This window comes from Chryseobacterium mucoviscidosis, assembly GCF_002177115.1.
GTDB classification, from domain to species: Bacteria; Bacteroidota; Bacteroidia; order Flavobacteriales; family Weeksellaceae; genus Chryseobacterium; species Chryseobacterium mucoviscidosis.
The window spans coordinates 79,979-102,919 of sequence record NZ_MVAG01000103.1 but is presented as its reverse complement, the minus strand read 5'-3'; the positions used below and the strand labels follow the sequence as shown (position 1 = coordinate 102,919).

The window sequence follows — 22,941 nt, the reverse complement described above, 5'->3', positions numbered from 1 at the left end:
GTTTTAGTATTTGTGCAATTCTAAAATATTAATTTTAGACATTAAGCACCTCATGTTTTTCTCCGAATTCACGTTAATTATCTTGCGAGAGGAAGCCATTATGCAGGAGCAGATACTCCTACACTTACTGCCACTGTCAGAATTGGGGAACTCATGAACTACACGACGATGCTTGTTGTACCGAGTGCAGGATATCAGGTGCGTTTTACGGCAGCTCCTAATCAAAACTGTACGGTTTTAGCTTCGGAAACAGGAAGTACAGGAAGTGGTAATGTTACCAATATTACGATTCAGAAAATATAACCAATAAAAAATCGGAACGTTTTGCACATTCCGATTTTTTTTATTTTGAAAAATCTGTTTTAAAATTTTCTTTCGATGACATAATCCAGCATGATTCGCAATGACTTTTTTGCTTCAGAATCGGGAAATTCGTTCAGAATATCAATTGCTTTCTGCTGAAAGTCTTTCATTATGGTAATGGCATACTCCAGACCTCCGGAACTTTTAACAAAATTAATCAGCTCTTTTACGCGTTTCTGATCGTTATTGTAACGTTTAATGGTATTGAAATAGTATTTTCGGTCTTTCTCGTTTGCTGTTTTCAAAGTATGGATCAGAGGCAGCGTCATTTTCTGCTCCTTAATATCAATTCCTACAGGTTTTCCAATAACGTTTGAAGTTAAATAATCAAAAAGGTCGTCTTTGATCTGGAAAGCCATTCCGGTATAGGTTCCGAAATCCATCATTTTTTTAGCCAGAACTTCATCTGCATTATTCGACAAAACGCCGATTTCACAGCACGCAGCAATTAAAGTCGCTGTTTTCTGACGGATGATTTCATAATAAACCTCTTCTGTAATATCCAGTTTTCTAGCTTTTTCCAACTGAAGAAGTTCGCCTTCAGACATTTCGCGGATGGTTCTTGAAATTACTCCCAATAAATCATAATCCTTGTGATCTGTTGATAATAAAACGGATTTTGACAAAAGATAATCCCCTACCAAAACCGCAATTTTATTCTTCCACAACGCATTGATTGAAAAGAAATTACGACGTTTAAAACTTTCATCCACCACATCATCATGAACCAGAGTTGCGGTGTGAATCAGCTCGATCATGGAGGCTCCGCGATACGTTTTTTCGTTGACGTCGCCAACTAATTTTGCACAGAGAAAGACAAACATCGGACGCATCTGCTTTCCTTTTGTGGTAACAATAAAACGAGTGACTTTATCTAGTAAAGGTACTTTGCTCTGCATGGATTCATAAAACTTCTGCTCGAAAAGTTTCATTTCCTCATTGATCGGTCGCTTGATTTCTTCAACAGTGTTCGCCACAATCCTTGAATAAGAGATAAATTATTAATTCCCACAAAGATAATTTTTTTCGGGCAATTTTAAGGGAAATTAATCTTTGAGTTTATCTATCGGAATAAAATAAAGGCTTTGTTTTCCTCCGCCAATCGGAGAATGAAACTTTTCCCCTGAAATATAAATTCCTGTTTCATCAACGGCAATTCCTTCAATTTGTCCAATGGATAAAGCGCTTCCGAGATAATAATGTTTGGGATTTTGTTTAAAAAAAATTCCAGGCTCTGCTTCATCAAAAATATCTAAAAACACTTCTGTCTTCTTGGTATAGCCTATTAAATAGAGCTTTTTATTAAAATAAGAAGCATCTGTTACCATAAAACCGGTCTTGTAATTTTCGATTTTTTGAGCTTTCTGCTTTTCTGAAATTTCAGGATCGATAAGGTAATGTGTTGTTGATTTTGAACCCCACTCTTTCGTAAAAAGATGAATTTTACCATTCAGATAAATCATCGCTTCCGCATCGAAATCCGTTTCGGAATATTTGGGAATAAATTTCTGCTGTTCAGGATATTCAAAAGAAATTAATTTAACCGAATCGTTTTTTGATGAATTATTTTCAAAAGGAACTTTATAAATTTCGAGGTCTTTTCTTGTTCCGCCGTTGTTTCCGAAATCTCCGATATAGAAGTTTTTACTATCGTTTGTAAGTGCTTCCCAATCTTTATTTTTTCCGTTGATTTGTATCGTGCCGATGATTTGTCCTGTCGATTTATCCAACTCAAAAAGTTCGGGAGAATTTCCGCTGTCATTAAAAGTATACAGTTTTCCGTTCATTAAACTTAAACCGGAAGTTTCTTTTATTTTATCATCCAGATAAGTGATTCTGTATTTTTTTATTTTAAAAAGATCAGCCTGCTGGGAAAATGAGAAGGTAGAAATCGTAAGGGTAAGTATGAGGAAAAGCTTTTTCATGAGGTAAAAATATTTATTTAAACACAAATGATACTAGTTTTTTATACAAAATTAGAGGTTCCTCTATCATTCTGACGAAGGAAGAATCTATTTTTAACAGATAGATCGCAAAAGTTTTATTTAAATACTTTATGCTTTTAATTTCGAACGCAACTTATTTAAACTAATTTCAGAATTCACCACAAAAGATGCAAAAGATAATGATAAAGTGAATTTCTAAAATGATCAAAGCGTTCAAAAGAATAAAAATCAAAGATTTTTAAAAACTATTGTGGCCTTCTTATTTATAATCATCAAAATCTAAATAACCGTTTAGTTCATCTTTGCGGTTAAATAAAAAGTTTAAACAGACTTAAGATTATATTTAAATCCAAATAATTAAAATATTTGTGAAATACGTGTAAAATTTGTGTTGTCTGCGTTTAAAAACTAAGCAGATTTTTTCTGAACCTGATCTTTATTTTTATTCTTTCTTGCCCAGTAATCTTTTTGATATTGTCTCACAGTTTTTCCGGTTCCATCGTGTCGCCAACCGGGAGAATTGAAGATATAATTGATTCGATCGGAAAATTTTAATCCAGGCTGTTTAATATCTTTCCAGATTTTTCTCCATTCGTACAGAAGAACCGTATCGGGTTTATTATCGGGCATTTTTGGATAAATTCCATATTTCACAGGAACATTGGGGTCTTCTTTTTCAAAAGTTCCGAAAATTTTATCCCAGATAATAAGACACATTCCCATATTTCTGTCAAGATATTTGATGTTGCACGCATGATGAACACGGTGATGAGAAGGCGTTACCAAAATATACTCAAGGAAGCCCATACTTTTCACAGTCTGGGTGTGAACCCACGTTCCATATACCTGACCGATTGCATACACCACCATAATGTGCCATGGATTGAATCCTAAAAATGCCAGTGGCGAAAAGTATAAATATCGGTAAAGCGGCTGTAAAACCGGACTTCTGAAACCTGTTGTTAAATTGAAATATTCTGAGTTGTGGTGCGTAATATGAACCGCCCAGAATGCTCTGGAATGATGATCTACATAATGGAGAACGTAATATGCAAAATCCGTTACCACAAAGCAAATCAGCCAGTACCAGATCGTAAAATCCCACGAGAAAAATCTAAGATTGTAAAAGAAGAACATGACTCCCATTGCAAAAGCCTTCATCAATAAATCCAGTCCGAAATTCATTAATGCCAGAAAAACGCTCGTTGCCACATCTTTTTTATCGTATAATTTAGCCTCCGAAACATGACTGTAAATTATTTCGGCTAAAATAATTGTGGCATGAACAGGAATTGACCAAGCATAAACGCTTTCCAATCCATTTTCACCTGTAAAGAACTCCATCATCACCTATAAATTTGTGGTACAAATTTATGATTTTAGGAAAACGTTAAGAAAAATTATTGATTTTTTTAATAAAATTTTAATCCGCAGATTTATTGGCAAGCTGTCCGCAGGCTGCATCGATGTCTCCGCCACGGCTTTTTCTTACCATGCATACAATTCCTGCATTTTCAAGCTGACGGATATAATTTTCCTCTGCCTGTTTGTTGCACTGGTCATATTTTCCGTCGCCAATAGGGTTGTACTGAATTAAATTAACTTTAGAAGGAACCTGCTTGCAGTATTTGATCAAAGCTTTAATATCTTCATCGCCATCATTAATTCCTTTCCATACACAATATTCAAAAGTAATGACAGAACCCGTCTTTTTATACCAATACTGGAGAGACTCCATGATTTCCGTTAAAGGAAATTTATCGGAAAAAGGCATGATCTCATTACGTTTTACTTCGATTGCGGAATGGAGTGATAAAGCTAATTTCACTTTCAGTTCTTCATCAGCAAGCATTTTGATCATCTTCGGAATTCCGGAAGTAGAAACGGTAATTCTTCTCGGAGACATTCCCAAACCTTCCGGCTGGGTAATTTTTCTGATTGCTTCTACTACATTTTTGTAATTCATCATCGGCTCTCCCATTCCCATAAAAACAATATTGGAAAGCGGTCTGTCGAAATACATTTTACTCTGGCTGTCGATTAAAGCAACCTGATCCACGATCTCGGCAACTTCAAGATTTCTCATTCTTTTGAGTCTTGCGGTTGCACAGAATTCGCAGTTTAATGAACATCCGACCTGTGAAGAAACACAAGCGGTGGTTCTGGTTTCTGTAGGAATAAGAACAGATTCCACCAATAAGCCGTCGTGCAATTTCACTCCGTTTTTAATGGTTCCGTCTGTACTTTTCTGAAGCAGATCTACAGAAACAGGATTGATGGTATACTCTTCCGCGATTCTCTCACGAAGAGTTTTTGAAAGATTCGTCATTTCATCAATCGAGTGAAGATTTTTACTCCACAACCAGTCATATACCTGTTTCGCACGAAACGGCTTCTCTCCCAAAGAAACAAAGTATTCTTTGAGCTGGTCCAGTGATAAAGTTCTGATGTCTTTCATTATATTGTTGGAAGTTAGATGTCAGAAGATGGAAGAAAAATTGGGCGCCGAATTGTAAACTTCCAACACCCAACTTCCAGATTCCGTTCTTATAAAATTAGCATTGCGTCTCCGTAAGAGTAGAATTTGTATTTCTCTTTTACGGCTTCTTCGTAGGCATGCATTACAAAATCTCTTCCTGCAAACGCTGCAATCATCATAATTAATGTAGATTTTGGCGTGTGGAAGTTCGTAATCATACAGTTGGCTACTCCGAAATCGTGTGGCGGATAAATGAATTTATTTGTCCAGCCGTGGAATGCAGAGATTTTTTTATTTGAAGAAACAGAAGTTTCAAGTGTTCTCATCGTAGTCGTTCCAACGGCACAAACTCTTCTGTTCGCATCAACAGCGTTGTTGATGATCTGAGCGTTTTTCTCATCAATAAAGATCTCTTCAGACTCCATTTTATGCTTAGAAAGATCTTCTACCTCAATTGGGTTGAAAGTTCCTAAACCAACATGAAGTGTAACTTCAGCAAAATTAATTCCTTTGATCTCCAATCTCTTCATTAAGTGCTTTGAAAAGTGAAGACCCGCTGTAGGAGCTGCAACCGCACCTTCTACTTTTGCATAAATCGTCTGATATCTTTCTGCATCTTCAGGCTCAACGTCTCTTTTGATGTATTTTGGAAGCGGAGTTTCTCCTAATTCTTTCAACTTAGCTCTGAATTCTTCGTAAGAACCGTCGAATAAGAATCTCAACGTTCTTCCTCTTGAAGTCGTGTTATCGATAACTTCAGCAACCAAAGACTCGTCTTCTGTGAAGAATAATTTGTTACCAATTCTGATTTTTCTCGCAGGATCTACCAAAACATCCCAAACACGGGTCTCTTTATCAAGCTCTCTCAACAAGAAAACTTCAATCTTTGCTCCTGTTTTTTCTTTGTTTCCGTATAAACGTGCAGGAAAAACTTTAGTATTGTTAAAGATAAATAAATCATCTTCCTCAAAATAATCCACAACATCCTTGAATAATTTGTGCTCGATAGTCTGTGTTTTTCTATCAAGTACCATTAGTCTGGCTTCGTCTCTGTGCTCTGATGGGTGTTCTGCCAATAATTCTGCAGGAAGATCAAAATTAAAATCTGATGTTTTCATTTTTTAAATTACGGTTTAAAAATTATTGAAATTACAAGGTGTAATTTTCGGAGTGCAAATATACGACATGAAACACCCCTTTGTCAAGTATTATTTACACAGATGTTAAATTAACTATTTTTACATTTTTCAAATACGCGCAATCAACTAATAATCAACAGTATATTTATTTTTGATTTGCTTTTTTAAATGAAATGTGTTTGTATTCCTTTAAATTAAAAAGTTTTATTTAAGAATTTTGTTTAGTCTTTCGATTATTCAAACGCGAGGCTAAACAGAGAATTTATTTTAAATTATTGAAATCAAGATAAACAAGGGCGTTTCACTTATTTTCGAAATACAAAGATTCAAAGTATTTAAATCAGTTTTAATTGAAATAAAAAACCGTGATTTTCCGATATTTTTTAAGCCATAAAAAAGCTATTTTTGAGAACATTAAAAATTTACACTATGAGCAAATATTCGATTGAATCTTTTGTGAACGAAACGAAAGAAAATCCAATGGAAAGAGATTATTTCGAGCTGGAAAAACCCTCTCTTCTAGAGATCAACCTCAACAATCAGTCTGTCTGGACGAAGGCAGGAAGCATGGTCGGCTATATCGGAAACGTTAATTTCGAAAGACAGGGAATGCTTTCCGGAGGAATCGGAAATTTATTGAAAAAAGCCATCAGCGGCGAAGGCGCAAAATTGATGAAAGCCGAAGGAACCGGAAAACTGTACGTTGCGGATTCAGGTAAAAAAGTTCGTATTCTTTATCTAAATAATGAAGCGGTCTGCGTAAACGGAAACGATGTTTTAGCGCATGAACAAAGTATTAAAAGCGATATTACCATGCTAAAAAGTATTGCAGGGGTAATGTCGGGCGGACTTTTTCAGGTAAAGCTTTCAGGAACAGGACACATTGCTATTACCACTCACGGTGAGCCTTTAACGTTACTGGTAACTCCGGATGCGCCGGTTTTCACAGATCCGAATGCTACCGTTGCATGGTCCGGAAACCTTTCTCCTGAACTGAAAACCAACGTTTCTTTCAAAAGTCTGATTGGAAGAGGAAGCGGTGAGGAATTCCAGATGAAATTTTCGGGGAATGGATGGGTTCTGATTCAGCCTTATGAGGAGGTTTACAGAATTGAGAAGTAAGTATTTTTTCAAATAAATCTTAGCAGGGATAGTTTTTATTCCTGCTATTTTAATTCAGAAATTCTACAATCTTCTTCCATTCCTCCAGTTTCTTTTCAAAAGAAACCGTATGAAGCGGACTTGTAGAAGGCAGTAAAAATACAGGTATTTTGTAATTTTTCCCTAAAATTTTCTGCAAATTTTTATACGATTTTCCGCCATTGCAAAATATGGCTTTAATATTCGGATGATCTTCCAGAAGCTCTTCAATCTGGTTGGCTTCTTCATTTTTAATTTCAGAATCGAGGCTTCCTTTTCTTTCGCAGGAATCGATAACGTCCCAAAGTGCGAGATTGTGTTTCTTTAAAATATTGATTCTTTCAGCATAATCTTCTGTAAATTCTTCGTTGAGCAATTCAAAAATAATTTTCCAGAATTTGTTTTGGGGATGTCCGTAATATTGTTGTTTTTCTAACGATTTTACACCGGGAATTGATCCCAGAATGATGATTTTAGAATTGTTGTCGATGATTGGCGGAAAGGAGGATATTCTGTTTTGCATAAATCAAATTTATAGTTTTTTATTTTTTTAACGCTAAGGTCTTCTTTTAAAACTTGTCTAAACTTCTTTACCGCAAAAGATGCAAAAGATTATCACATTTTAGTTGTTTAAGTTTACTACTTAAATGGAAAAAAAGAGTACATAAGTTTAAAAAAAAATCAACGATTTTTTCTCTTTGCAGACTTTTGGAATACTTTACATAAATACAATATAGTCGTTTGTCCCTTTTGCGGTTAAATTTAAAATGAGTTTAAATAAAACCGAATATTTTTTGTTCACACTGGCGTTTCACTCAGCCAATGAGCATATTTTCGAAAAACAAAAAACGGACTAAAAGCCCGTTTTCTGTTGATTTTTGTATCTGTTTAAACCACCCCGTCAAAAATTCTATGAATTTTTGCCACCCCTCCAAAGGAGAGGAATTCGGAAGGGAAGATTATATTTATAAAGTTTCTTTTAGCCAGTCGAAGAATTCTCTCTGCCAAACCAATCCGTTTTGGGGATGCAGCACCCAGTGATTTTCATTCGGGAAATAAACCAGTTTAGATTTTAAACCTCTCAGTTTTGCTGCCTGAAATGCTTCCTGTCCCTGTTCGTAAGGCACTCTGAAGTCGATTCCACCCTGAACGATCATGATCGGTTTGTTCCATTTATCAACAAAATTGCTTGGGTTGAATTCCGTATAAGCTTTTGGCTGTGGTTTTTCCCATGGTGAACCTAAATCCCAGTTCGCAAACCAAAGTTCTTCCGTTGTTAAATACCAAGATTTCATATCAAATAATCCATCGTGCGCGATGAACGTTTTGAATCTGTTTTCGTGAATTCCGGCTAACATAAATACGCTGTATCCTCCATAACTTGCTCCGACAGCAGCAACTCTGCTTCCGTCAACGTAAGGTAAAGTTTTTGCGTAATCTGTTGCGGCCAAATAATCTCTCATTGGTTGTCCTCCCCAGTCTCTTGAGATTTCTTCATTCCATTTTGTTCCCCAACCCGGCATTCCTCTTCTGTTTGGTGCAACAACGATGTATCCGTTAGCTGCCATTAGAGCAAAATTCCATCTTGTGCTGAAGAACTGCGTTAAGGCAGATTGCGGACCTCCCTGACAATAAACAAGGGTTGGATATTTTTTGTTCGGATCAAAGTTTGGCGGATAATGGAACCACACTCCCATTTCTTTTCCGTCTGAAGTTTTTACCATTTTCAGTTCAGATTTTCCCTGAGCTAACTGTGCATACATTTCTTTATTGGCTTCCGTAACCTGCTTCATTTCTCCGTTTTTAAGGTTGACAGAGAAAATATCTGTGGCGTGATTGATATCGGTTCTTCCTACCAAAAGTGAAGTTTTCTGATCGGCAAAAATTTCGTTCACATCAAAATCACCTTTTGTGATCTGTTGCACTTTAGCATTTTTAGGATCTAAAGAGAATAACTGCTTTGTTCCTCTGAAAGCTGCCGTGAAATAGATCATTTTTGAATCTCCGCTCCAGAAAACGTCTCCGGAAACACTTTCGTCCCAACCTGCGGTGAGGTTTGTTGTTTTTCCGGATTTCCAATCCATGATTTTTACATCATTTTTATCGGCTTCATAACCGTCTCTTGACATACTCTGCCACAAAAGTGATTTTCCATCCGGACTGAATTTCGGATTAACGTCGTATCCTTTATTAAATTCAGTTAAATTTTTTGTTGTTCCTGAAGCAAGATCGTATGCAAAAATATCTGTGTTTGTGCTTGTAGAGTATTCTTTGCCGCTTTTCGGTTTAGTTACATATAAAAGCTGTGCAGAATCCGGGCTCCAGATGAAATCTTCTGCTCCGCCAAAAGGTCTTTGCGGAGAATCCCACATCTTCCCTTCCAGTAAATCTTTTGCAGAATCTGCTTTATCTGAAACATTTACTACGAAAACGTGATTATACTTTCCTTCATTGAAATAATCCCAGTGTCTGTGATTCAGATCTGTATAAACTTGTGCCGTGGTTTTCGGAGTATCGGAATATTTGTCTTTTCCCATTACTTTTTCCACCAAAACCTGCTTACTGAAGGCTATTTTTTTACCGTCGGGAGAAATAACAATGTTGTCTGCTTCACCGATGGTATAAAACTCCGTCCATGTTTTACCATTGTCTTTTGAAAGGAAAATCTTATCACCTTCCTGCGCATACAATCCGTTTTTATCCCACTGAATCAGTGCTTTTTTGCCTAAATCAACTTTCACGGACTGATTGTTCAGAACATTCAGGAAATAGTTCTCGCTTTTTGTTTTTTCGGTTTTAAGATCGGTCTGTCCTATTTTGTAGATTAACGAAGACTGATCGGGAGAAACTGCCTGTACCCCAACTTTTTTCAAAGTCCATAAAATTTCAGGCGTCATTAGTTGTTGTGCATTCATTAAGAGCGGAGCTGCCAAAGCCAGCAGACTGTACTTAAGTTTCATATTAATTCATTTTTTATGACTTTATCATTCAATCCAATCATAAAGTCTTTATTTAATTCAAAGATTGCCAAAGTTAACTATTTTTAAAACACAAACGCGCACAAAAAATCGCCTGTCGTTTTAACAGGCGATTTTTATGTCATTTTAAATTTTAAATTAATCTCCGTCCGAAAACATTGAGTTTGCCAGTGAGCTGACGATGGAAAGCAGGATGCTGAAAATAAGTGCCCATAAAAATCCGTCTACCATCATGCTGTCTATAAAATAATCGGCGATCAGGATAATAATTGCATTGATTACTAAAGTGAACAGTCCCAATGTAATGATCGTTAAAGGTAATCCTAAAATATTAAGAACAGGTTTCACAATTAAGTTTAAAAGTCCTAAAACGATGGCAAAAATGATCGCTCCGCCAAATCCTGTAAAGTGTACTCCCGGTAAAATCCATGTTAAAAGATAAGCAACAATGGCCGTTACCAAAAGTCGAATAATTAAGTTCATAGTATGATTTTTTTAATGTTGTTGATGCGTGTTCCTGTGCAAAAGCTATTCCACTTGTTATAAAAAATTATCTGATCTTCATCATCGTAACCAAAGACGTGGCAACGTGACTTTCGGAAGCTCCGTCTTCATCTACCACATAAATTTCGGTACGGATCACGCTGATCTTTGAACCTCCTTTTATCACATAAGATTTCGAAATTAAAGCGTCTCCGATGGCTGGTCTTAAATAATTGACTTTCAATTCAACGGTTACGACATAACAGTCTTCTTCGTAATGACTTACTGCAGCATAACCGGAAGAAACATCCACCAAAGAAGCAATCATGGCTCCGTTGAACATTCCCGCTTTTCTTGTCATGAGTTCCATTTTCGGAATTTTCATGGAAATGAAGTCGGTTTCTACTTCCAGAAGTTCGGCTTTGTAGAATTTTAATGTTTCGGAGCGGTTGAAACTGTCGGTGATGAGCTGTTTTTTATGGGGAGTCATTTTTTGTTTATAATTTGAATACAAGTTGCACAATTTTTTTTATAAATGCGAAAATATTATGTTTGCTTTTGATTTAAACACAAATGGCACAGATAGATTTCACAAATGGCGAAAATATTTTAACCATGAAGGATGTTTGAGAGGTTAAGAATTATTGAGTTTTGGCTGAAGTTATTTAAACACAAATGGCACGGATAGATTTCACAAATGGCGCAAATATTTTAACCATTAAGAATATTTTTGGGGTTAAGAATTATTATGTTTTGGCTGAAGTTATTTAAACACAAATGACACGAATAGATTTCACAAATGGCGCAAATATTTTAACCATGAAGGATATTTAAGTAGTTAAGAATTATTATGTTTTGGCTGAAGCCGTTGTTTTGGATAAAATTTGAAAGCGGACTAAAGTCCGCTCCTATTGATGTTTCGTTGTGGTAATCGTGAAAAATTTGTGGTATTTGTGTTTAATCTTAGTTTAAAACAATCTGAAATTGTTCATCCATCGCTAAAACACCTTCTGCCACATTTTCGGGATGGGTGGTAAAGCCTTTTAATTTTGAGGTTTTTCCTTTTAAGACCAAATCCATTAGCTGTTTGTCCGACAATTTTTTTCCGAAGATCTCAAAGGAAACTTTAAAGCCGCAGTTTTTAAAATCGGAACATCCGACAGCGGTTTTTCCTTTCATTAAATGATGATCTTTGCATTTCGGGCATTTAGTTTCTTCCCACGACTGAAGTTCTTTTTTAACGGCAGGTTCGCGTTTTTTCTTTTCTTTTACCTCTTCCACTTTCTCTTCTTCTAAAGAAATCACTTTCCCTTTTCCGTCGACTACTTTTTTAGTAAGCTCCGTCACCATCTGGATCAGTTCTTCCTTAAAATGATTGGCTTCATATTCTCCTTTTTCAATTTTTCGGAGTTTCAGTTCCCATTCTCCAGTTAATTCGGGACTTTTCAGCAATTCATCTTCAATGGTGTCAATCAGTTGAATTCCGGTTTGGGTGGCGATGAGATTTTTTCTTTTCTTCTCGATATATTTCCGCTTGAAAAGGGTTTCGATAATATTGGCGCGGGTTGAAGGTCTTCCGATACCGTTGTTTTTCAGGAGTTCGCGCAGTTCATCATCTTCCACCTGCTTTCCGGCGGTTTCCATAGCTCTCAGCAGAGTTGCTTCCGTGTAAGGTTTTGGCGGAGTCGTTTTTCCCTGATGGATCATCGGATCATGCGGTCCGGTTTCTCCTACCGTAAATTCGGGAATGGTCTGTTCTTCTTCCTTTTCTTTTTCTTTATCGTTGGGTTCTTCTTTCGGTTCTTTGGCATAAACGGCTCTCCATCCCGGTTCCAGAACCTGTCTTCCGCTGGTTTTGAAAGGAATGGTTCCTACTTTTCCTTCTACTAAAGTATTGGAAATTTTACACTCGGGATAAAATACGGCAATGAAACGTTTCGCAACCAGATCATAAACTAACTTTTCTTCCCTGCTTAAATTCTGGGAAGGCGGAACTTCCGTCGGAATAATTGCGTGGTGATCTGTTACTTTGGTATCATCAAAAACCGCTTTCGATTTGGGAATCGGAGCTTCCAGTAAAGGGGCGATAAGTTCCTGATAGAAATACATTTTCTTCAGAATTCCTTCGATTTTCGGATATAAACTTTCAGACAAATAGGTTGTATCCACACGCGGATACGTAACGTGCTTTTTCTCGTAAAGACTCTGAATATAATTTAAAGTATTCTCCGCAGAATAGCCGTATTTTTTGTTGGCTTCCACCTGAAGTGCCGTCAAATCAAACAGTCTCGGATTTTTTTCTTTTCCTTCTTTAATTTCAAAAGAAACGATTTCGAAAGGATTCTGTTTTAAATATTCCAGCCCTTTTTCTGCGCGTTCCAATGTTTTGAGACGGTCGATGGCGGCGTTAAAAATAACTTCGCGGTATTTGGTTTTCAGTTCCCAATATTCTTCAGTGTTAAAAGCATCAATTTCTTTCTGACGCTGAACGAGCATTGCCAAAGTGGGAGTCTGTACTCTTCCGATGGAAAGAACGGCTTTATTTCCGCCAAATTTTTTGGTGAAAAGTCTTGTTGCATTAATTCCCAGCAACCAATCTCCGATCGCTCTTGCGTTTCCTGCGAGATAGAGATTTTTGTAATCTTCGGCAGGTTTTAGATTGGCAAAACCTTCTTTAATCGCTTCTTCGGTAAGGGATGAAATCCACAAACGCTGAATGGGTTTGTTGCATTTTGCTTTCTGTAAAACCCATCTCTGGATCAGTTCTCCTTCCTGACCGGCATCCCCGCAATTGATGACCACATCACATTCTTCGACTAATCTTTCAATAACTTTAAACTGATTTTCAACGCCTTTGTTGGGAATTAATTTGATCCCGAAATTATTGGGAATAATGGGCAGCAGAAACAGATTCCACGATTTGTACTGCGGACCGTAATCGTGCGGTTCTTTGAGGGTACAAAGATGCCCGAAAGTCCATGTTACACAATAGCCGTTTCCTTCCATATAGCCCTGTTTCGGCGTGGTGGCGCCCAATACTTTGGCGATATCTCTGGCAACACTGGGTTTTTCGGCAATACAAAGTTTCATGAATGTCTCGGAATTTTTTGGAGAGGGCAAAAATCGGGAATTTTTTTGGATTTTGCTAATTTGCGAATTGTTGGTTGAAAATAAGCTTGTCTGAACTTTTTTAAACGAAGGGTATTAATTAAATTTTTGAAAATAGATACGTCATCGATTGTCATTCCGGAGGAATCTATACTCGAATATTTTGTGTGAATTTATACTACTTCGCTTAGATCTTTTCACGATGACAAATGTGAAGGAAAGTTGGGTATTTTCAAACGCAAAGTTTTTTTTTATGATGGTGTTTATTTTGAGGAAGCAAAGTTATGCAGATTTCATCTGTGATGAAGCGTGTGTTTAGTATCCGTTTTTCTTTGGTTCTTTTTATAGAACAATTTTACATTGTCTTTGCTTTGGAATTTTAAATTTTATTTTTTCCAGAATTTCTAATACTTCGCTTAGATCTTTTCACGATGACAGATGTGGCGGAAAGCTGGACATTTTCAAACGCAAAGTTTTTTTTTATGATGGTGTTTATTTTGAGGAAGCAAAGTTATGCAGATTTCATCTGTGATGAAGCGTGTGTTTTAGCATCTGTTTTTCTTTGTTTATTTTTATAGAACAATTTTACATTGTCTTTGCTTTGGAATTTTAAATTTTATTTTTTCAGTATTTCTAATATTTTGCTTAGATCCTTACAGGATGACAAATGTGCCGGAAAAGAATTCAGAGTTAAAAGACAAATTTGTCTGAAGAAATTCAAAACAGTACTGTAACGGCTTTTCGGGTAACCGGGAAAGTATGTTTCACCCCTGCAAGAGACTTTCCGGGAACCTCGAAAGCTTCCTGCACCCCTGCGACAAACTTTCCCGGAAATTAAAAAAGCTCCCTTAAAAAAGAGAGCTTCAAAACAATTCACACGATATCACTACACTTCCATCGGAACTTCCATGAGAAGAATCTCAGTGTCTTCTGATGTAGATTTTATGTTCAATTCGGAAATATCCCAAATTCCGAAGCCGTCTCTTTCTTCCAGTTTCTGTCCTTCAATTTCTGCGCTTCCTTTGATGATGAAAACGTAGACGCCGTTTCCTTTTTTCTTTATCTGATATTGGGTTTCAGCCGTATTTTCAAAATCTCCGAGATGAAACCATGCTTCCTGATGAATCCATATTCCGTCGTCTTGAGGATCGGGTGAAAGGATCTGCTGAAATCTGTTTTGGCTTTTCGTTCTGTCGAGTTTCATCTGGTCGTATCTCGGCTTTACATTTCTTTTATCGGGATAAACCCAGATTTGCAGAAATTTAACCAAATTGCCTTCATCTTTACTGAATTCACTGTGCATTAATCCTGTTCCGGCGCTCATCACCTGAATTTCGCCGCCTTTTATTTCGTTATGGTTTCCCAGATTATCATGATGGATCAGGGTTCCTTCCAGTGCAATGCTGATAATTTCCATATTGTCGTGAGGATGCGTTCCAAAGCCTTTTCCGGCTTCAACGGTATCATCATTCAATACTCTTAAGGCGCCGAACTGCATTTTTTCGGAATCATAAAATTCTCCGAAGCTGAAGGTCTTTTTACTGATCAGCCACTGTTCGTTGGTTACTCCTCTTAAATCTGCGCGGTGCACGACTCTGTTTTCAGGCTTTTTTGCTGCTGCAAAACTGTTTTCCACCTCGTTGAACAGCAATCCGCTTCCGCCACCGTAATGTAGTATTACTTTTATATTTTCATCAAAATTTCTGCAAAAAACACTGATCTGTTTTTCGAACTGTTCTTCCAGACCGGAACTCAGCAAAACAATATCGACGGGATTATTCTTGATAAAATCCTGACTCTTGCTTTCATCACTCAGAATTTCAGCCTTCCATCCATCATTTTTTTCGATAATTCTTTGTAAGGTTGCAAGAATTTCGACATTCTTTCCGATTACCAAAAAGTTCAGTGCTTTCATTTTGATTCAATTAAAAGTTAATGGTTTACAATTTTAAAATTTTACAGTTCTTCTTTAAACCATACATCGCTGTATTCGTCGGGACGGCGTTTGAACTGGGCGTGAACATACGGACACAGCGGTACGATTTTGAGCTGATTTTCTCTTGCGTAGGACACCAGTTTTTCCAACAGGATCTTTGCAAATCCTCTGCCTTCAAATTCTTCGTTTACTTCTGTATGATACACCGTTAGTTTATCTTTAATGACGGAGATGTCCATTTTTCCTGCTTTTTTCTCGTCTGAGAAAAGCTGAATCTCCCCTCTTACATTTCCTAAAACAACTTCTGTTCTTTCCATGATTTTGATTTTTAATGATGATGTAAAATTAGGCAGCCTGAATTTGCCGGATCATGATGTATGATAATAAATCGGCTTTATTTTGATTAAACTGAAAGAAGCCGGGAATTATTTTTTTTAACGTGATAAACATAAATTTTCTGCCTGTATCGCTGTAAATTTTTTTTTCGCGAAGGTGTTACACGCAGCGGAGGCTTGATTTTCGGAACGTCAACAGGAAGTTGAAAGCTATTATTTGGCTTTTTTGAGCGAAATCACAGGTAAATTGATAGTATTTTCAAAAATTAAATCATTAAAAATCAAAATATTAAAAACAAGAAATCAATTTATTTGCTAAAAAGTCTACTTTTTTAGTGGACTAATAAAAAAATATGTTTTATATTTGCAACCGTAATCAGGATATAATAATACAATGAAAGCAGAATTCAAGAACAGCAGCGTAAGAAAACATATCAATCATTTTATGATGATGTATTGCTGTATGCCTATGCTTCATTCCTGTTGTGGTTAACCTTACTTTTATATGACATATTTCTAAAGGCTTTACCACGTTGTAGAGCCTTTTTTATTTTAAAAACAACATTAAAAAATATCATGAATACTAATAAAAACAAATGGCTGATTCCTATAGCCTTCACCAATATTTATGTAATATGGGGAATTACTTTCCTCGCCATTTCTTTCGGGTTAAACGGATTTCCGCCTTTTATTCTTTCGGGGTTCAGATTTTTGGGAGCAGGAATAATAATGATCGGATATCTGCTCGTAAAAGGTGAAAAAGCCAATTCTGCCATTAACTGGAAAAAAAATGCCATCACCGGAATTCTCATCCTTACGGGAGGAACGGGATTGGTTGCGTGGGGAGAACAATACGTAACCGCTTCTGAAGCAGCCATCGCTATTGCAACCGGACCATTCTGGTTTATCGCCATTGATAAGAAAAACTGGAGCTATTATTTTTCGGATAAGTTTATTCCTTTAGGTTTAGTGATCGGGTTTGCAGGGCTTATTTTATTTCTTAACGGAAGTGTAAGTACTTCCGGCTCACATATACAAACGGCAGATGCTTCAATCAGGGTAATTGCATTTGTTGTTCTGGGCTTAAGTTCCGTAGCGTGGGTTTTAGGATCTCTTTATTCCAAGAAAAATCCGGCCGGTCATTCAACTTTTATGAATATTGCCCAACAGCTTATAACAGCGGGTATTGCTTCATTGGTTATTGCATTTTTCAGAAATGAATGGACTGGTTTTTCAATCGTAAAAGTACCGTTAAACGCCTGGTTAGGATTGTTTTTCCTTATTGTATTCGGATCAATTATCGCTTACCTTTCGTATATCTGGCTTTTGTCTGTAAAACCTGCCGCTTTGGTAAGTACGCATACTTACATCAACCCTATTGTTACTGTAATTGCGGGTTGGATCGTTGCGAATCAGACCATTAACATCAACCAGTTTTACGGATTGATTGTTATTCTTGCCGGAGTTCTTTTAACGAATGTGACTAAATATTTTAAGCTTTCCAAGCGGTCTAAAGTGAAAATAAGAAGAGTGATAAGGCACGTGAACAAAAACGCAAGACCTTATCAGCCAATATAAAATTTAAGTAAAAAATGATAGAGATAAAGAATGTTTCAAAAACATTTCATCAGAAAAAACAGTCGTTTAAGGCGCTGAATAATGTAAGTCTGACGATTGAACAGGGCGATATTGTAGGAATCATCGGATTTTCGGGAGCGGGAAAAAGTACCTTAATCCGAACGGTGAATCTTCTTGAAAAACCTGACAGCGGTGAAATCGTGATTAACGGAAAGGATTTTACGAAATTAAATTCGAGACAATTGGCACAGGAAAGGAAAAAGATCGGGATGATTTTTCAGCATTTTAATCTGCTTTCTTCGAGAACTGTTTTTGAAAATATTGCGCTTCCGTTAGAGCTGGATCATGTCAGCAAAACTGAAATTAATAAAAAAGTGAATGAACTGCTGAAAATCGTAGGACTGGAAGAGAAAGCTCATGATTATCCTAAAAGTCTTTCGGGAGGACAAAAACAGAGGGTTGCCATTGCAAGAGCTTTAGCAAATGATCCTTATCTCTTGCTCTGTGATGAGGCGACGAGTGCGCTCGATCCTGCAACCACACAATCGATTTTGCAATTGTTGAGGGATATTAATCAGAGACTTGGAATTACGATTTTGCTGATTACGCACGAAATGGAAGTCATCAAAACGGTTTGTAACCATGTTGCGGTAATCGACAAAGGTCAACTATTAATTAAGGGAACTTTAAGCGAGATTGTCTCGAACAAAGAAAATCCTATCATCAAACAATTTTTAAACTCTAGTGTTATGACGATACCACAGGAACTGAATAAAAAACTACAGCAAGAGCCACAAGACGGATTATTTCCATTGGTGGAAGTAGAGCTTAATGAAAATATATCGGTGGAAGAACTGCTTTCCATTGTTTACGATAAATATAAAATTCCATACAAACTGCTGAAAGCTGATGTTGAATATTTAGGCGATTCCAATTTTGGAAAGCTATTGCTTCAGCTTCAGGGAGAAGAGGAGAAAAATCAGCAGGCCATTTATTATTTCAATCAGAATAAAATTCAAAATACGGTAAGAGGATATGCTTAGTGATACGGTGATTTCTCTTTTATCAAAGGGAATTTGGGAGACGGTTTTTATGACGTTTGTTTCGGGGTTTTTCGGATTTGTTCTGGGTTTGCCTGTCGGAATTCTATTGTTTTTAACGCGGAAAGGACAGCTTTTGGAAAATGTAATTTATAACAGGATTTTATCTGTTCTGGTGAATATTTTCCGTTCTATTCCTTTTATTATTTTAATTGTGTGGATGATTCCTTTCACGAGAAGTCTGGTGGGAACATCAATTGGAGTAAACGCAGCTTTGGTTCCTTTAAGCATCGGAGCGGCTCCTTTTATTGCAAGACTGGTAGAAAACAGCTTACTGGAAGTTCCTTATGGTTTAATTGAAACTGCAAGAGCTTTGGGAGCAAGTCCGTTTCAGATCATTAGAAAAATACTGTTGCCTGAAGCACTTCCTTCCTTAATTAATAATGCAACAATTACCTTAATTACGCTTGTCGGTTATTCTGCGATGGGAGGTGCTGTCGGAGCCGGAGGATTGGGACAGATCGGTTATCAGTACGGCTACATCGGTTATGATGCGGTGATTATGAATCTTGTGTTGGGATTGCTGGTTGCGATTGTTTTCATCATCCAGTTTTCGGGAGACCGATTAGCGAAGAGGTTTGATCATCGTTGAGTTTTTTGAGTGGGAGGGTTTTGTGTTGGAGGGTTTGAGTGTGTGTGAGTGAGAGTGTGTTTGAGTTTGAGAGAGTATGTATGTGAGTTTGAGACAGTATGTATGTGAGTTTGAGAGAGAGTGTATGTGAGTTTGAGTGTGTGTGAGTATTTTGAAAATCATGTGATAAGTGTGAATGTGAAATAGTGTGGTGGTTTGAAAATTTCAGCCATCAATCGGGCGAAAATCAGCAAAAAGGAGTAAAAGCCATATTTTATTTATTAAAGAATTTAAAAAATCTAACCTTTTTGCTTTTCGCCCTTTTTTTAAAAGAAAATAATTTACAATGAAAAAAATAAAGATTTTAAGTTTATTAGCAGCAGGTTTGTTAGCATTTACCGGCTGTAATTCATCCAAAAAAGAGGATCCGAACTTTATAAAAGTGGGAATCACTTCAGGACCGGAACAGGAAATTGCCGAAGTGGCGAAAAAAGTAGCGAAGGAAAAATACAATCTTGAAGTAGAACTGGTTTCCTTTAACGATTATGTGGTTCCCAATGAAGCTCTGAATAATGGCGATATTGACGCCAACGCTTTTCAGCACGTTCCATATTTAACCGAACAGTCCAAACAGAGAGGATATAAATTAGCGGTTGTCGGGAATACTTTTGTCTACCCTATCGTTGCGTATTCAAAGAAAATTAAAAGCATAAATGAACTTCAGAACGGAAGTACAGTTGTAATTCCGAATGATCCCACCAATGGCGGCCGTTCCCTACTTCTTTTACAGAAAAACGGATTGCTGAAACTGAAAGACGGCATCGGACTTTTACCGAAAGTAACGGATATTGTTGCCAATCCTAAACAGTTAAAAATCCTTGAAATTGAAGCACCGCAACTGCCGAGAGTTTTGGATGATAAAGAAGTGGTGATTGCCATTATCAACAATAATTTTGCTGCGCAGGCGGGATTGGATGCCGATAAACAAGGAATTTTTAAAGAAGATAAAGATTCTCCTTATGTAAATGTAATTGTTTCCAGAGAAGATAACAAGACGTCCGAAAAGGTGAAAAATTTCGTAAAAGCCTATGAGTCTGACGAAGTAGTGAAGAAGGCAGAGGAAATTTTCAAAGGCGGTGCTGTAAAAGGCTGGAACTGATTTGGTGAATGGTTAATAGTGAATTCTTTGATAATGCCGCAGAATTCATCCTTGACAATTCACCATTGACATTTTGAAAAAGTCTATTATTATATATTTGGACATTGTTTCAGTTTTTTGAAATGATGTCTTTTTATTTTCAAATCACGGGTTATTAAAAATTATTTATTTAAAATTCATTTTCTCAATTTGAGATAATAAATTTTTTTGCTATTTTTGTTTCCAATCAAAAAAGGCTTTTTATGTTTAAGAAAACCGCCATTGTAAGTTTATTCACATTTATTTCTGCTTCTTATATGGCTCAAAATACACCGCTTCCTGTTTATTTAGACGAATCCAAACCTGTGGAATTACGGGTAAAAGATGCCCTTTCCAGAATGACTCTTGAAGAAAAAGTGGCGATGCTTCACGCGCAGTCAAAATTCAGTTCACCGGGGGTTCCGAGATTGGGAATTCCTGAATTCTGGACGACGGACGGACCTCACGGAGTTCGCCCTGAAGTGATGTGGGACGAATGGAATCAGGCAGGCTGGACAAACGACTCTATTATCGCCTACCCTGCTTTAACGGCACTTTCCGCGACATGGAACAAAAAAATGTCATGGAATTACGGTAAAGCACTGGGTGAAGAAGCCCGTTACCGAAAAAAAGATATTCTTCTGGGACCGGGAGTTAATATTTACAGAACTCCACTCAACGGAAGAAACTTCGAATACATGGGTGAAGATCCTTATCTGACTTCAAAAATGGTAGTTCCTTACATCAAAGGCGTTCAATCCAACGGTGTGGCAACTTCTGTGAAGCATTTCGCCCTGAACAATCAGGAAATGTTCCGTCATACAAGCAATGTAAAAGTAGACGACAGAACGTTGTACGAAATTTATCTTCCGGCTTTTAAGGCGGCTGTAACAGAAGGTGATTCGTGGACGATTATGGGAGCTTATGATATGTACAAAGATCAGTACGCGAGCCAGAACCAATATCTTTTGAATGATATTTTAAAAGGTGAATGGAAATATAAAGGGGTCGTGGTTTCCGACTGGGGTGCTGTTAACAATACCGAACAGGCTATCCATAACGGACTGGATCTTGAGTTCGGAAGCTGGACAAACGGACTTTCAGCAGGTACAAAAAATGCTTACGACAATTATTATCTGGCAAAACCTTATTTAGATTTAATTAAATCCGGAAAAGTAGGAACGAAAGAACTGGATGATAAGGTTTCAAGGCTTTTAAATCTTGCGTATAAAACGACGATGAACCGAAACAAACCTTTCGGAAATATCGCTTCTGAAGAGCATAAAGCTATTGCAAAAGAAATCGGGGAAGAAGGAATTGTATTGTTGAAAAATCAGGGAAATATTCTTCCGATTGATCTGAATAAAGCTAAAAAAATTGCTGTAATCGGGGAAAATGCTATTAAAATCATGACCGTTGGCGGTGGTTCTTCTTCATTAAAAGTGAAATACGAAACGCTTCCTTTAGACGGAATTAAAGCGAGATTCGGGAAACAATCAGACGTACAATACGCAAGAGGTTATGTGGGAGACATCGGCGGAGAATACAACGGGGTAAAATCCGGACAGGATTTAAAAGATAACCGTTCTGAAGCCGAATTATTAAACGAAGCCGTAGAACTGGCAAAAAAATCTGATTACGTTATTTTCGTTGGCGGATTGAACAAAGCTGATTTTCAGGACAGTGAAGGGAACGACAGAAAAAGTTACGGATTGCCTTACAATCAGGACAATGTGATTGCTGCGTTGGCAAAAGTGAATAAAAATCTTGCGGTTGTTCTGGTTTCCGGAAATGCGGTGGCAATGCCGTGGATTAAAGAAGTTCCGACTGTTGTTCAGGCTTGGTATTTGGGTTCTGAGGCAGGAAATTCTATTGCTTCGGTTTTAGCAGGTGATGCAAACCCATCAGGAAAACTGCCTTTCACTTTCCCTGTGAAACTGGAAGACAATTCTGCGCATCAGTTGGGAGAATATCCCGGAAATAAAGCGGAATTGGCAGCGGATAAAGGAAAAGATCAGAAAAACCCGATCAATATTAGCTACAACGAAGGAATTTTTGTAGGCTACAGATGGCATGATACGAAAAAAATCAAGCCGTTATTCAGTTTCGGACATGGTTTAAGCTACACCACTTTCGAATTCGGAAAAGTCAAAGCTGATAAAATAACGATGTCTCAGGATGATAAAATCACGTTTACGGTTTCTGTAAAAAATACAGGGAAAAGAGCTGGAGCAGAAGTTGCCCAACTGTATATTTCCGACCTTAAATCGTCTGTTGAAAGACCGGCTAAAGAATTAAAAGGTTTTGAAAAAGTATATCTGAATCCAGGAGAAGAAAAAGAAGTAACATTTACCATTGATCAATCTGCTTTAAGTTTCTTCGATCCCCAAAAACATGACTGGGTTGCAGAACCGGGAGATTTTGAAGCACAGATCGGTAATTCTTCCGATGCCATAAAAACGAAGGTGAAGTTTACGTTAAAGTAATCTTACTTATATATTTCTAAAACGAAATGTCCGGATATTATATTCGGGCATTTTTTTGTATAAAAATTTTGGATTACGGAAAACCGTAAAAAAATTGTTTTTCATGTATTTACATTTGTGTC

General features: G+C 37.1%; 20 protein-coding genes. 8 read left to right on the top strand and 12 right to left on the bottom strand.

The window, feature by feature from the left end; genetic code table 11:
- The first annotated feature begins 153 nt into the window (after nucleotides 1-153).
- Nucleotides 154-303, top strand: a complete 150-nt coding sequence (locus tag B0E34_RS21285) for a hypothetical protein (protein WP_165762961.1) — start codon at nucleotides 154-156, stop codon at nucleotides 301-303.
- 59 nt (nucleotides 304-362) lie between these two features.
- On the opposite strand, the gene B0E34_RS06955 is transcribed toward B0E34_RS21285, so the two are convergent.
- From B0E34_RS06955 to queA, 5 genes are all read right to left on the bottom strand, one after another.
- Nucleotides 363-1,340, bottom strand: a complete 978-nt coding sequence (locus B0E34_RS06955; protein ID WP_087708132.1) for a polyprenyl synthetase family protein — start codon at nucleotides 1,338-1,340, stop codon at nucleotides 363-365.
- Between the two features lie 69 nt (nucleotides 1,341-1,409).
- Nucleotides 1,410-2,288: a hypothetical protein gene (locus B0E34_RS06950; protein ID WP_087708130.1), complete on the bottom strand. Its 879-nt coding sequence runs from the start codon at nucleotides 2,286-2,288 to the stop codon at nucleotides 1,410-1,412.
- A gap of 429 nt (nucleotides 2,289-2,717) precedes the next feature.
- The gene (locus tag B0E34_RS06945) at nucleotides 2,718-3,656 is read right to left on the bottom strand and encodes a sterol desaturase family protein (RefSeq protein ID WP_087708128.1); all 939 of its coding nucleotides are present in this window, start codon (nucleotides 3,654-3,656) and stop codon (nucleotides 2,718-2,720) included.
- A 76-nt stretch (nucleotides 3,657-3,732) separates the two neighbouring features.
- Nucleotides 3,733-4,767, bottom strand: coding sequence for a dual-specificity RNA methyltransferase RlmN (gene rlmN / locus B0E34_RS06940; RefSeq protein WP_087708127.1), 1,035 nt, complete (start codon nucleotides 4,765-4,767; stop codon nucleotides 3,733-3,735).
- Nucleotides 4,768-4,856: 89 nt separating this feature from the next.
- Nucleotides 4,857-5,906 (bottom strand): tRNA preQ1(34) S-adenosylmethionine ribosyltransferase-isomerase QueA, encoded by a 1,050-nt coding sequence (gene queA, locus B0E34_RS06935; RefSeq protein WP_087708125.1) that lies wholly within the window; start codon nucleotides 5,904-5,906, stop codon nucleotides 4,857-4,859.
- Between the two features lie 450 nt (nucleotides 5,907-6,356).
- On the opposite strand from queA, the gene B0E34_RS06930 reads away from it, so the two are divergent.
- The gene (locus B0E34_RS06930) at nucleotides 6,357-7,049 is read left to right on the top strand and encodes an AIM24 family protein (RefSeq protein WP_076394991.1); all 693 of its coding nucleotides are present in this window, start codon (nucleotides 6,357-6,359) and stop codon (nucleotides 7,047-7,049) included.
- Nucleotides 7,050-7,098: 49 nt separating this feature from the next.
- Here the strand turns inward: B0E34_RS06930 and B0E34_RS06925 are convergent, their stop codons facing one another.
- From B0E34_RS06925 to B0E34_RS06905, 5 genes are all read right to left on the bottom strand, one after another.
- Complete coding sequence (locus B0E34_RS06925) at nucleotides 7,099-7,590, bottom strand: DNA-deoxyinosine glycosylase (protein WP_087708123.1); 492 nt, start codon at nucleotides 7,588-7,590, stop codon at nucleotides 7,099-7,101.
- A gap of 442 nt (nucleotides 7,591-8,032) precedes the next feature.
- Nucleotides 8,033-10,027, bottom strand: a complete 1,995-nt coding sequence (locus B0E34_RS06920; protein WP_087708121.1) for a S9 family peptidase — start codon at nucleotides 10,025-10,027, stop codon at nucleotides 8,033-8,035.
- Between the two features lie 156 nt (nucleotides 10,028-10,183).
- Nucleotides 10,184-10,528 carry a phage holin family protein gene (locus B0E34_RS06915; protein ID WP_076394950.1) on the bottom strand — a complete coding sequence of 115 codons (345 nt, stop codon included), beginning with the start codon at nucleotides 10,526-10,528 and terminating at the stop codon, nucleotides 10,184-10,186.
- 67 nt (nucleotides 10,529-10,595) lie between these two features.
- Entirely contained in the window at nucleotides 10,596-11,018 is a 423-nt protein-coding gene (locus tag B0E34_RS06910) for a PaaI family thioesterase (RefSeq protein ID WP_087708119.1), read from the bottom strand.
- Between the two features lie 473 nt (nucleotides 11,019-11,491).
- Nucleotides 11,492-13,618, bottom strand: coding sequence for a type IA DNA topoisomerase (locus B0E34_RS06905; RefSeq protein ID WP_087708117.1), 2,127 nt, complete (start codon nucleotides 13,616-13,618; stop codon nucleotides 11,492-11,494).
- Between the two features lie 721 nt (nucleotides 13,619-14,339).
- Between B0E34_RS06905 and B0E34_RS21715 the strand changes: the two genes are divergently transcribed.
- Nucleotides 14,340-14,474, top strand: coding sequence for a hypothetical protein (locus B0E34_RS21715; protein ID WP_262484737.1), 135 nt, complete (start codon nucleotides 14,340-14,342; stop codon nucleotides 14,472-14,474).
- 48 nt (nucleotides 14,475-14,522) lie between these two features.
- On the opposite strand, the gene B0E34_RS06900 is transcribed toward B0E34_RS21715, so the two are convergent.
- Both B0E34_RS06900 and B0E34_RS06895 read right to left on the bottom strand, forming a co-directional pair.
- Entirely contained in the window at nucleotides 14,523-15,551 is a 1,029-nt protein-coding gene (locus tag B0E34_RS06900; RefSeq protein ID WP_087708116.1) for a pirin family protein, read from the bottom strand.
- 41 nt (nucleotides 15,552-15,592) lie between these two features.
- Nucleotides 15,593-15,889 (bottom strand): GNAT family N-acetyltransferase, encoded by a 297-nt coding sequence (locus tag B0E34_RS06895; protein ID WP_087708114.1) that lies wholly within the window; start codon nucleotides 15,887-15,889, stop codon nucleotides 15,593-15,595.
- Nucleotides 15,890-16,483: 594 nt separating this feature from the next.
- Between B0E34_RS06895 and B0E34_RS06890 the strand changes: the two genes are divergently transcribed.
- The 5 genes from B0E34_RS06890 (at nucleotide 16,484) to B0E34_RS06870 (ending at nucleotide 22,819) form a co-directional block, all read left to right on the top strand.
- Nucleotides 16,484-17,485: an EamA family transporter gene (locus tag B0E34_RS06890; protein ID WP_087708112.1), complete on the top strand. Its 1,002-nt coding sequence runs from the start codon at nucleotides 16,484-16,486 to the stop codon at nucleotides 17,483-17,485.
- A 14-nt stretch (nucleotides 17,486-17,499) separates the two neighbouring features.
- Nucleotides 17,500-18,528, top strand: a complete 1,029-nt coding sequence (locus B0E34_RS06885) for a methionine ABC transporter ATP-binding protein (protein WP_087708110.1) — start codon at nucleotides 17,500-17,502, stop codon at nucleotides 18,526-18,528.
- The gene (metI, locus tag B0E34_RS06880) at nucleotides 18,521-19,177 is read left to right on the top strand and encodes a methionine ABC transporter permease MetI (RefSeq protein WP_087708108.1); all 657 of its coding nucleotides are present in this window, start codon (nucleotides 18,521-18,523) and stop codon (nucleotides 19,175-19,177) included. Before B0E34_RS06885 ends, metI begins: the two co-directional genes overlap by 8 nt.
- A gap of 325 nt (nucleotides 19,178-19,502) precedes the next feature.
- Nucleotides 19,503-20,315 (top strand): methionine ABC transporter substrate-binding lipoprotein MetQ, encoded by an 813-nt coding sequence (metQ, locus tag B0E34_RS06875; RefSeq protein WP_087708107.1) that lies wholly within the window; start codon nucleotides 19,503-19,505, stop codon nucleotides 20,313-20,315.
- 242 nt (nucleotides 20,316-20,557) lie between these two features.
- Complete coding sequence (locus B0E34_RS06870; RefSeq protein WP_087708105.1) at nucleotides 20,558-22,819, top strand: glycoside hydrolase family 3 C-terminal domain-containing protein; 2,262 nt, start codon at nucleotides 20,558-20,560, stop codon at nucleotides 22,817-22,819.
- The last annotated feature ends 122 nt before the right edge of the window (nucleotides 22,820-22,941 follow it).

Bases quoted from the DNA above. Each gene is read 5' to 3' on its own strand.
- B0E34_RS21285 (WP_165762961.1), top strand. From the start codon at position 154: ATGAACTACACGACGATGCTTGTTGTACCGAGTGCAGGATATCAGGTG.
- B0E34_RS06950 (WP_087708130.1), bottom strand. From the start codon at position 2,288: ATGAAAAAGCTTTTCCTCATACTTACCCTTACGATTTCTACCTTCTCA.
- B0E34_RS06945 (WP_087708128.1), bottom strand. From the start codon at position 3,656: ATGATGGAGTTCTTTACAGGTGAAAATGGATTGGAAAGCGTTTATGCT.
- rlmN (WP_087708127.1), bottom strand. From the start codon at position 4,767: ATGAAAGACATCAGAACTTTATCACTGGACCAGCTCAAAGAATACTTT.
- queA (WP_087708125.1), bottom strand. From the start codon at position 5,906: ATGAAAACATCAGATTTTAATTTTGATCTTCCTGCAGAATTATTGGCA.
- B0E34_RS06930 (WP_076394991.1), top strand. From the start codon at position 6,357: ATGAGCAAATATTCGATTGAATCTTTTGTGAACGAAACGAAAGAAAAT.
- B0E34_RS06925 (WP_087708123.1), bottom strand. From the start codon at position 7,590: ATGCAAAACAGAATATCCTCCTTTCCGCCAATCATCGACAACAATTCT.
- B0E34_RS06920 (WP_087708121.1), bottom strand. From the start codon at position 10,027: ATGAAACTTAAGTACAGTCTGCTGGCTTTGGCAGCTCCGCTCTTAATG.
- B0E34_RS06915 (WP_076394950.1), bottom strand. From the start codon at position 10,528: ATGAACTTAATTATTCGACTTTTGGTAACGGCCATTGTTGCTTATCTT.
- B0E34_RS06910 (WP_087708119.1), bottom strand. From the start codon at position 11,018: ATGACTCCCCATAAAAAACAGCTCATCACCGACAGTTTCAACCGCTCC.
- B0E34_RS06905 (WP_087708117.1), bottom strand. From the start codon at position 13,618: ATGAAACTTTGTATTGCCGAAAAACCCAGTGTTGCCAGAGATATCGCC.
- B0E34_RS06900 (WP_087708116.1), bottom strand. From the start codon at position 15,551: ATGAAAGCACTGAACTTTTTGGTAATCGGAAAGAATGTCGAAATTCTT.
- B0E34_RS06895 (WP_087708114.1), bottom strand. From the start codon at position 15,889: ATGGAAAGAACAGAAGTTGTTTTAGGAAATGTAAGAGGGGAGATTCAG.
- B0E34_RS06890 (WP_087708112.1), top strand. From the start codon at position 16,484: ATGAATACTAATAAAAACAAATGGCTGATTCCTATAGCCTTCACCAAT.
- B0E34_RS06885 (WP_087708110.1), top strand. From the start codon at position 17,500: ATGATAGAGATAAAGAATGTTTCAAAAACATTTCATCAGAAAAAACAG.
- metI (WP_087708108.1), top strand. From the start codon at position 18,521: ATGCTTAGTGATACGGTGATTTCTCTTTTATCAAAGGGAATTTGGGAG.
- metQ (WP_087708107.1), top strand. From the start codon at position 19,503: ATGAAAAAAATAAAGATTTTAAGTTTATTAGCAGCAGGTTTGTTAGCA.
- B0E34_RS06870 (WP_087708105.1), top strand. From the start codon at position 20,558: ATGTTTAAGAAAACCGCCATTGTAAGTTTATTCACATTTATTTCTGCT.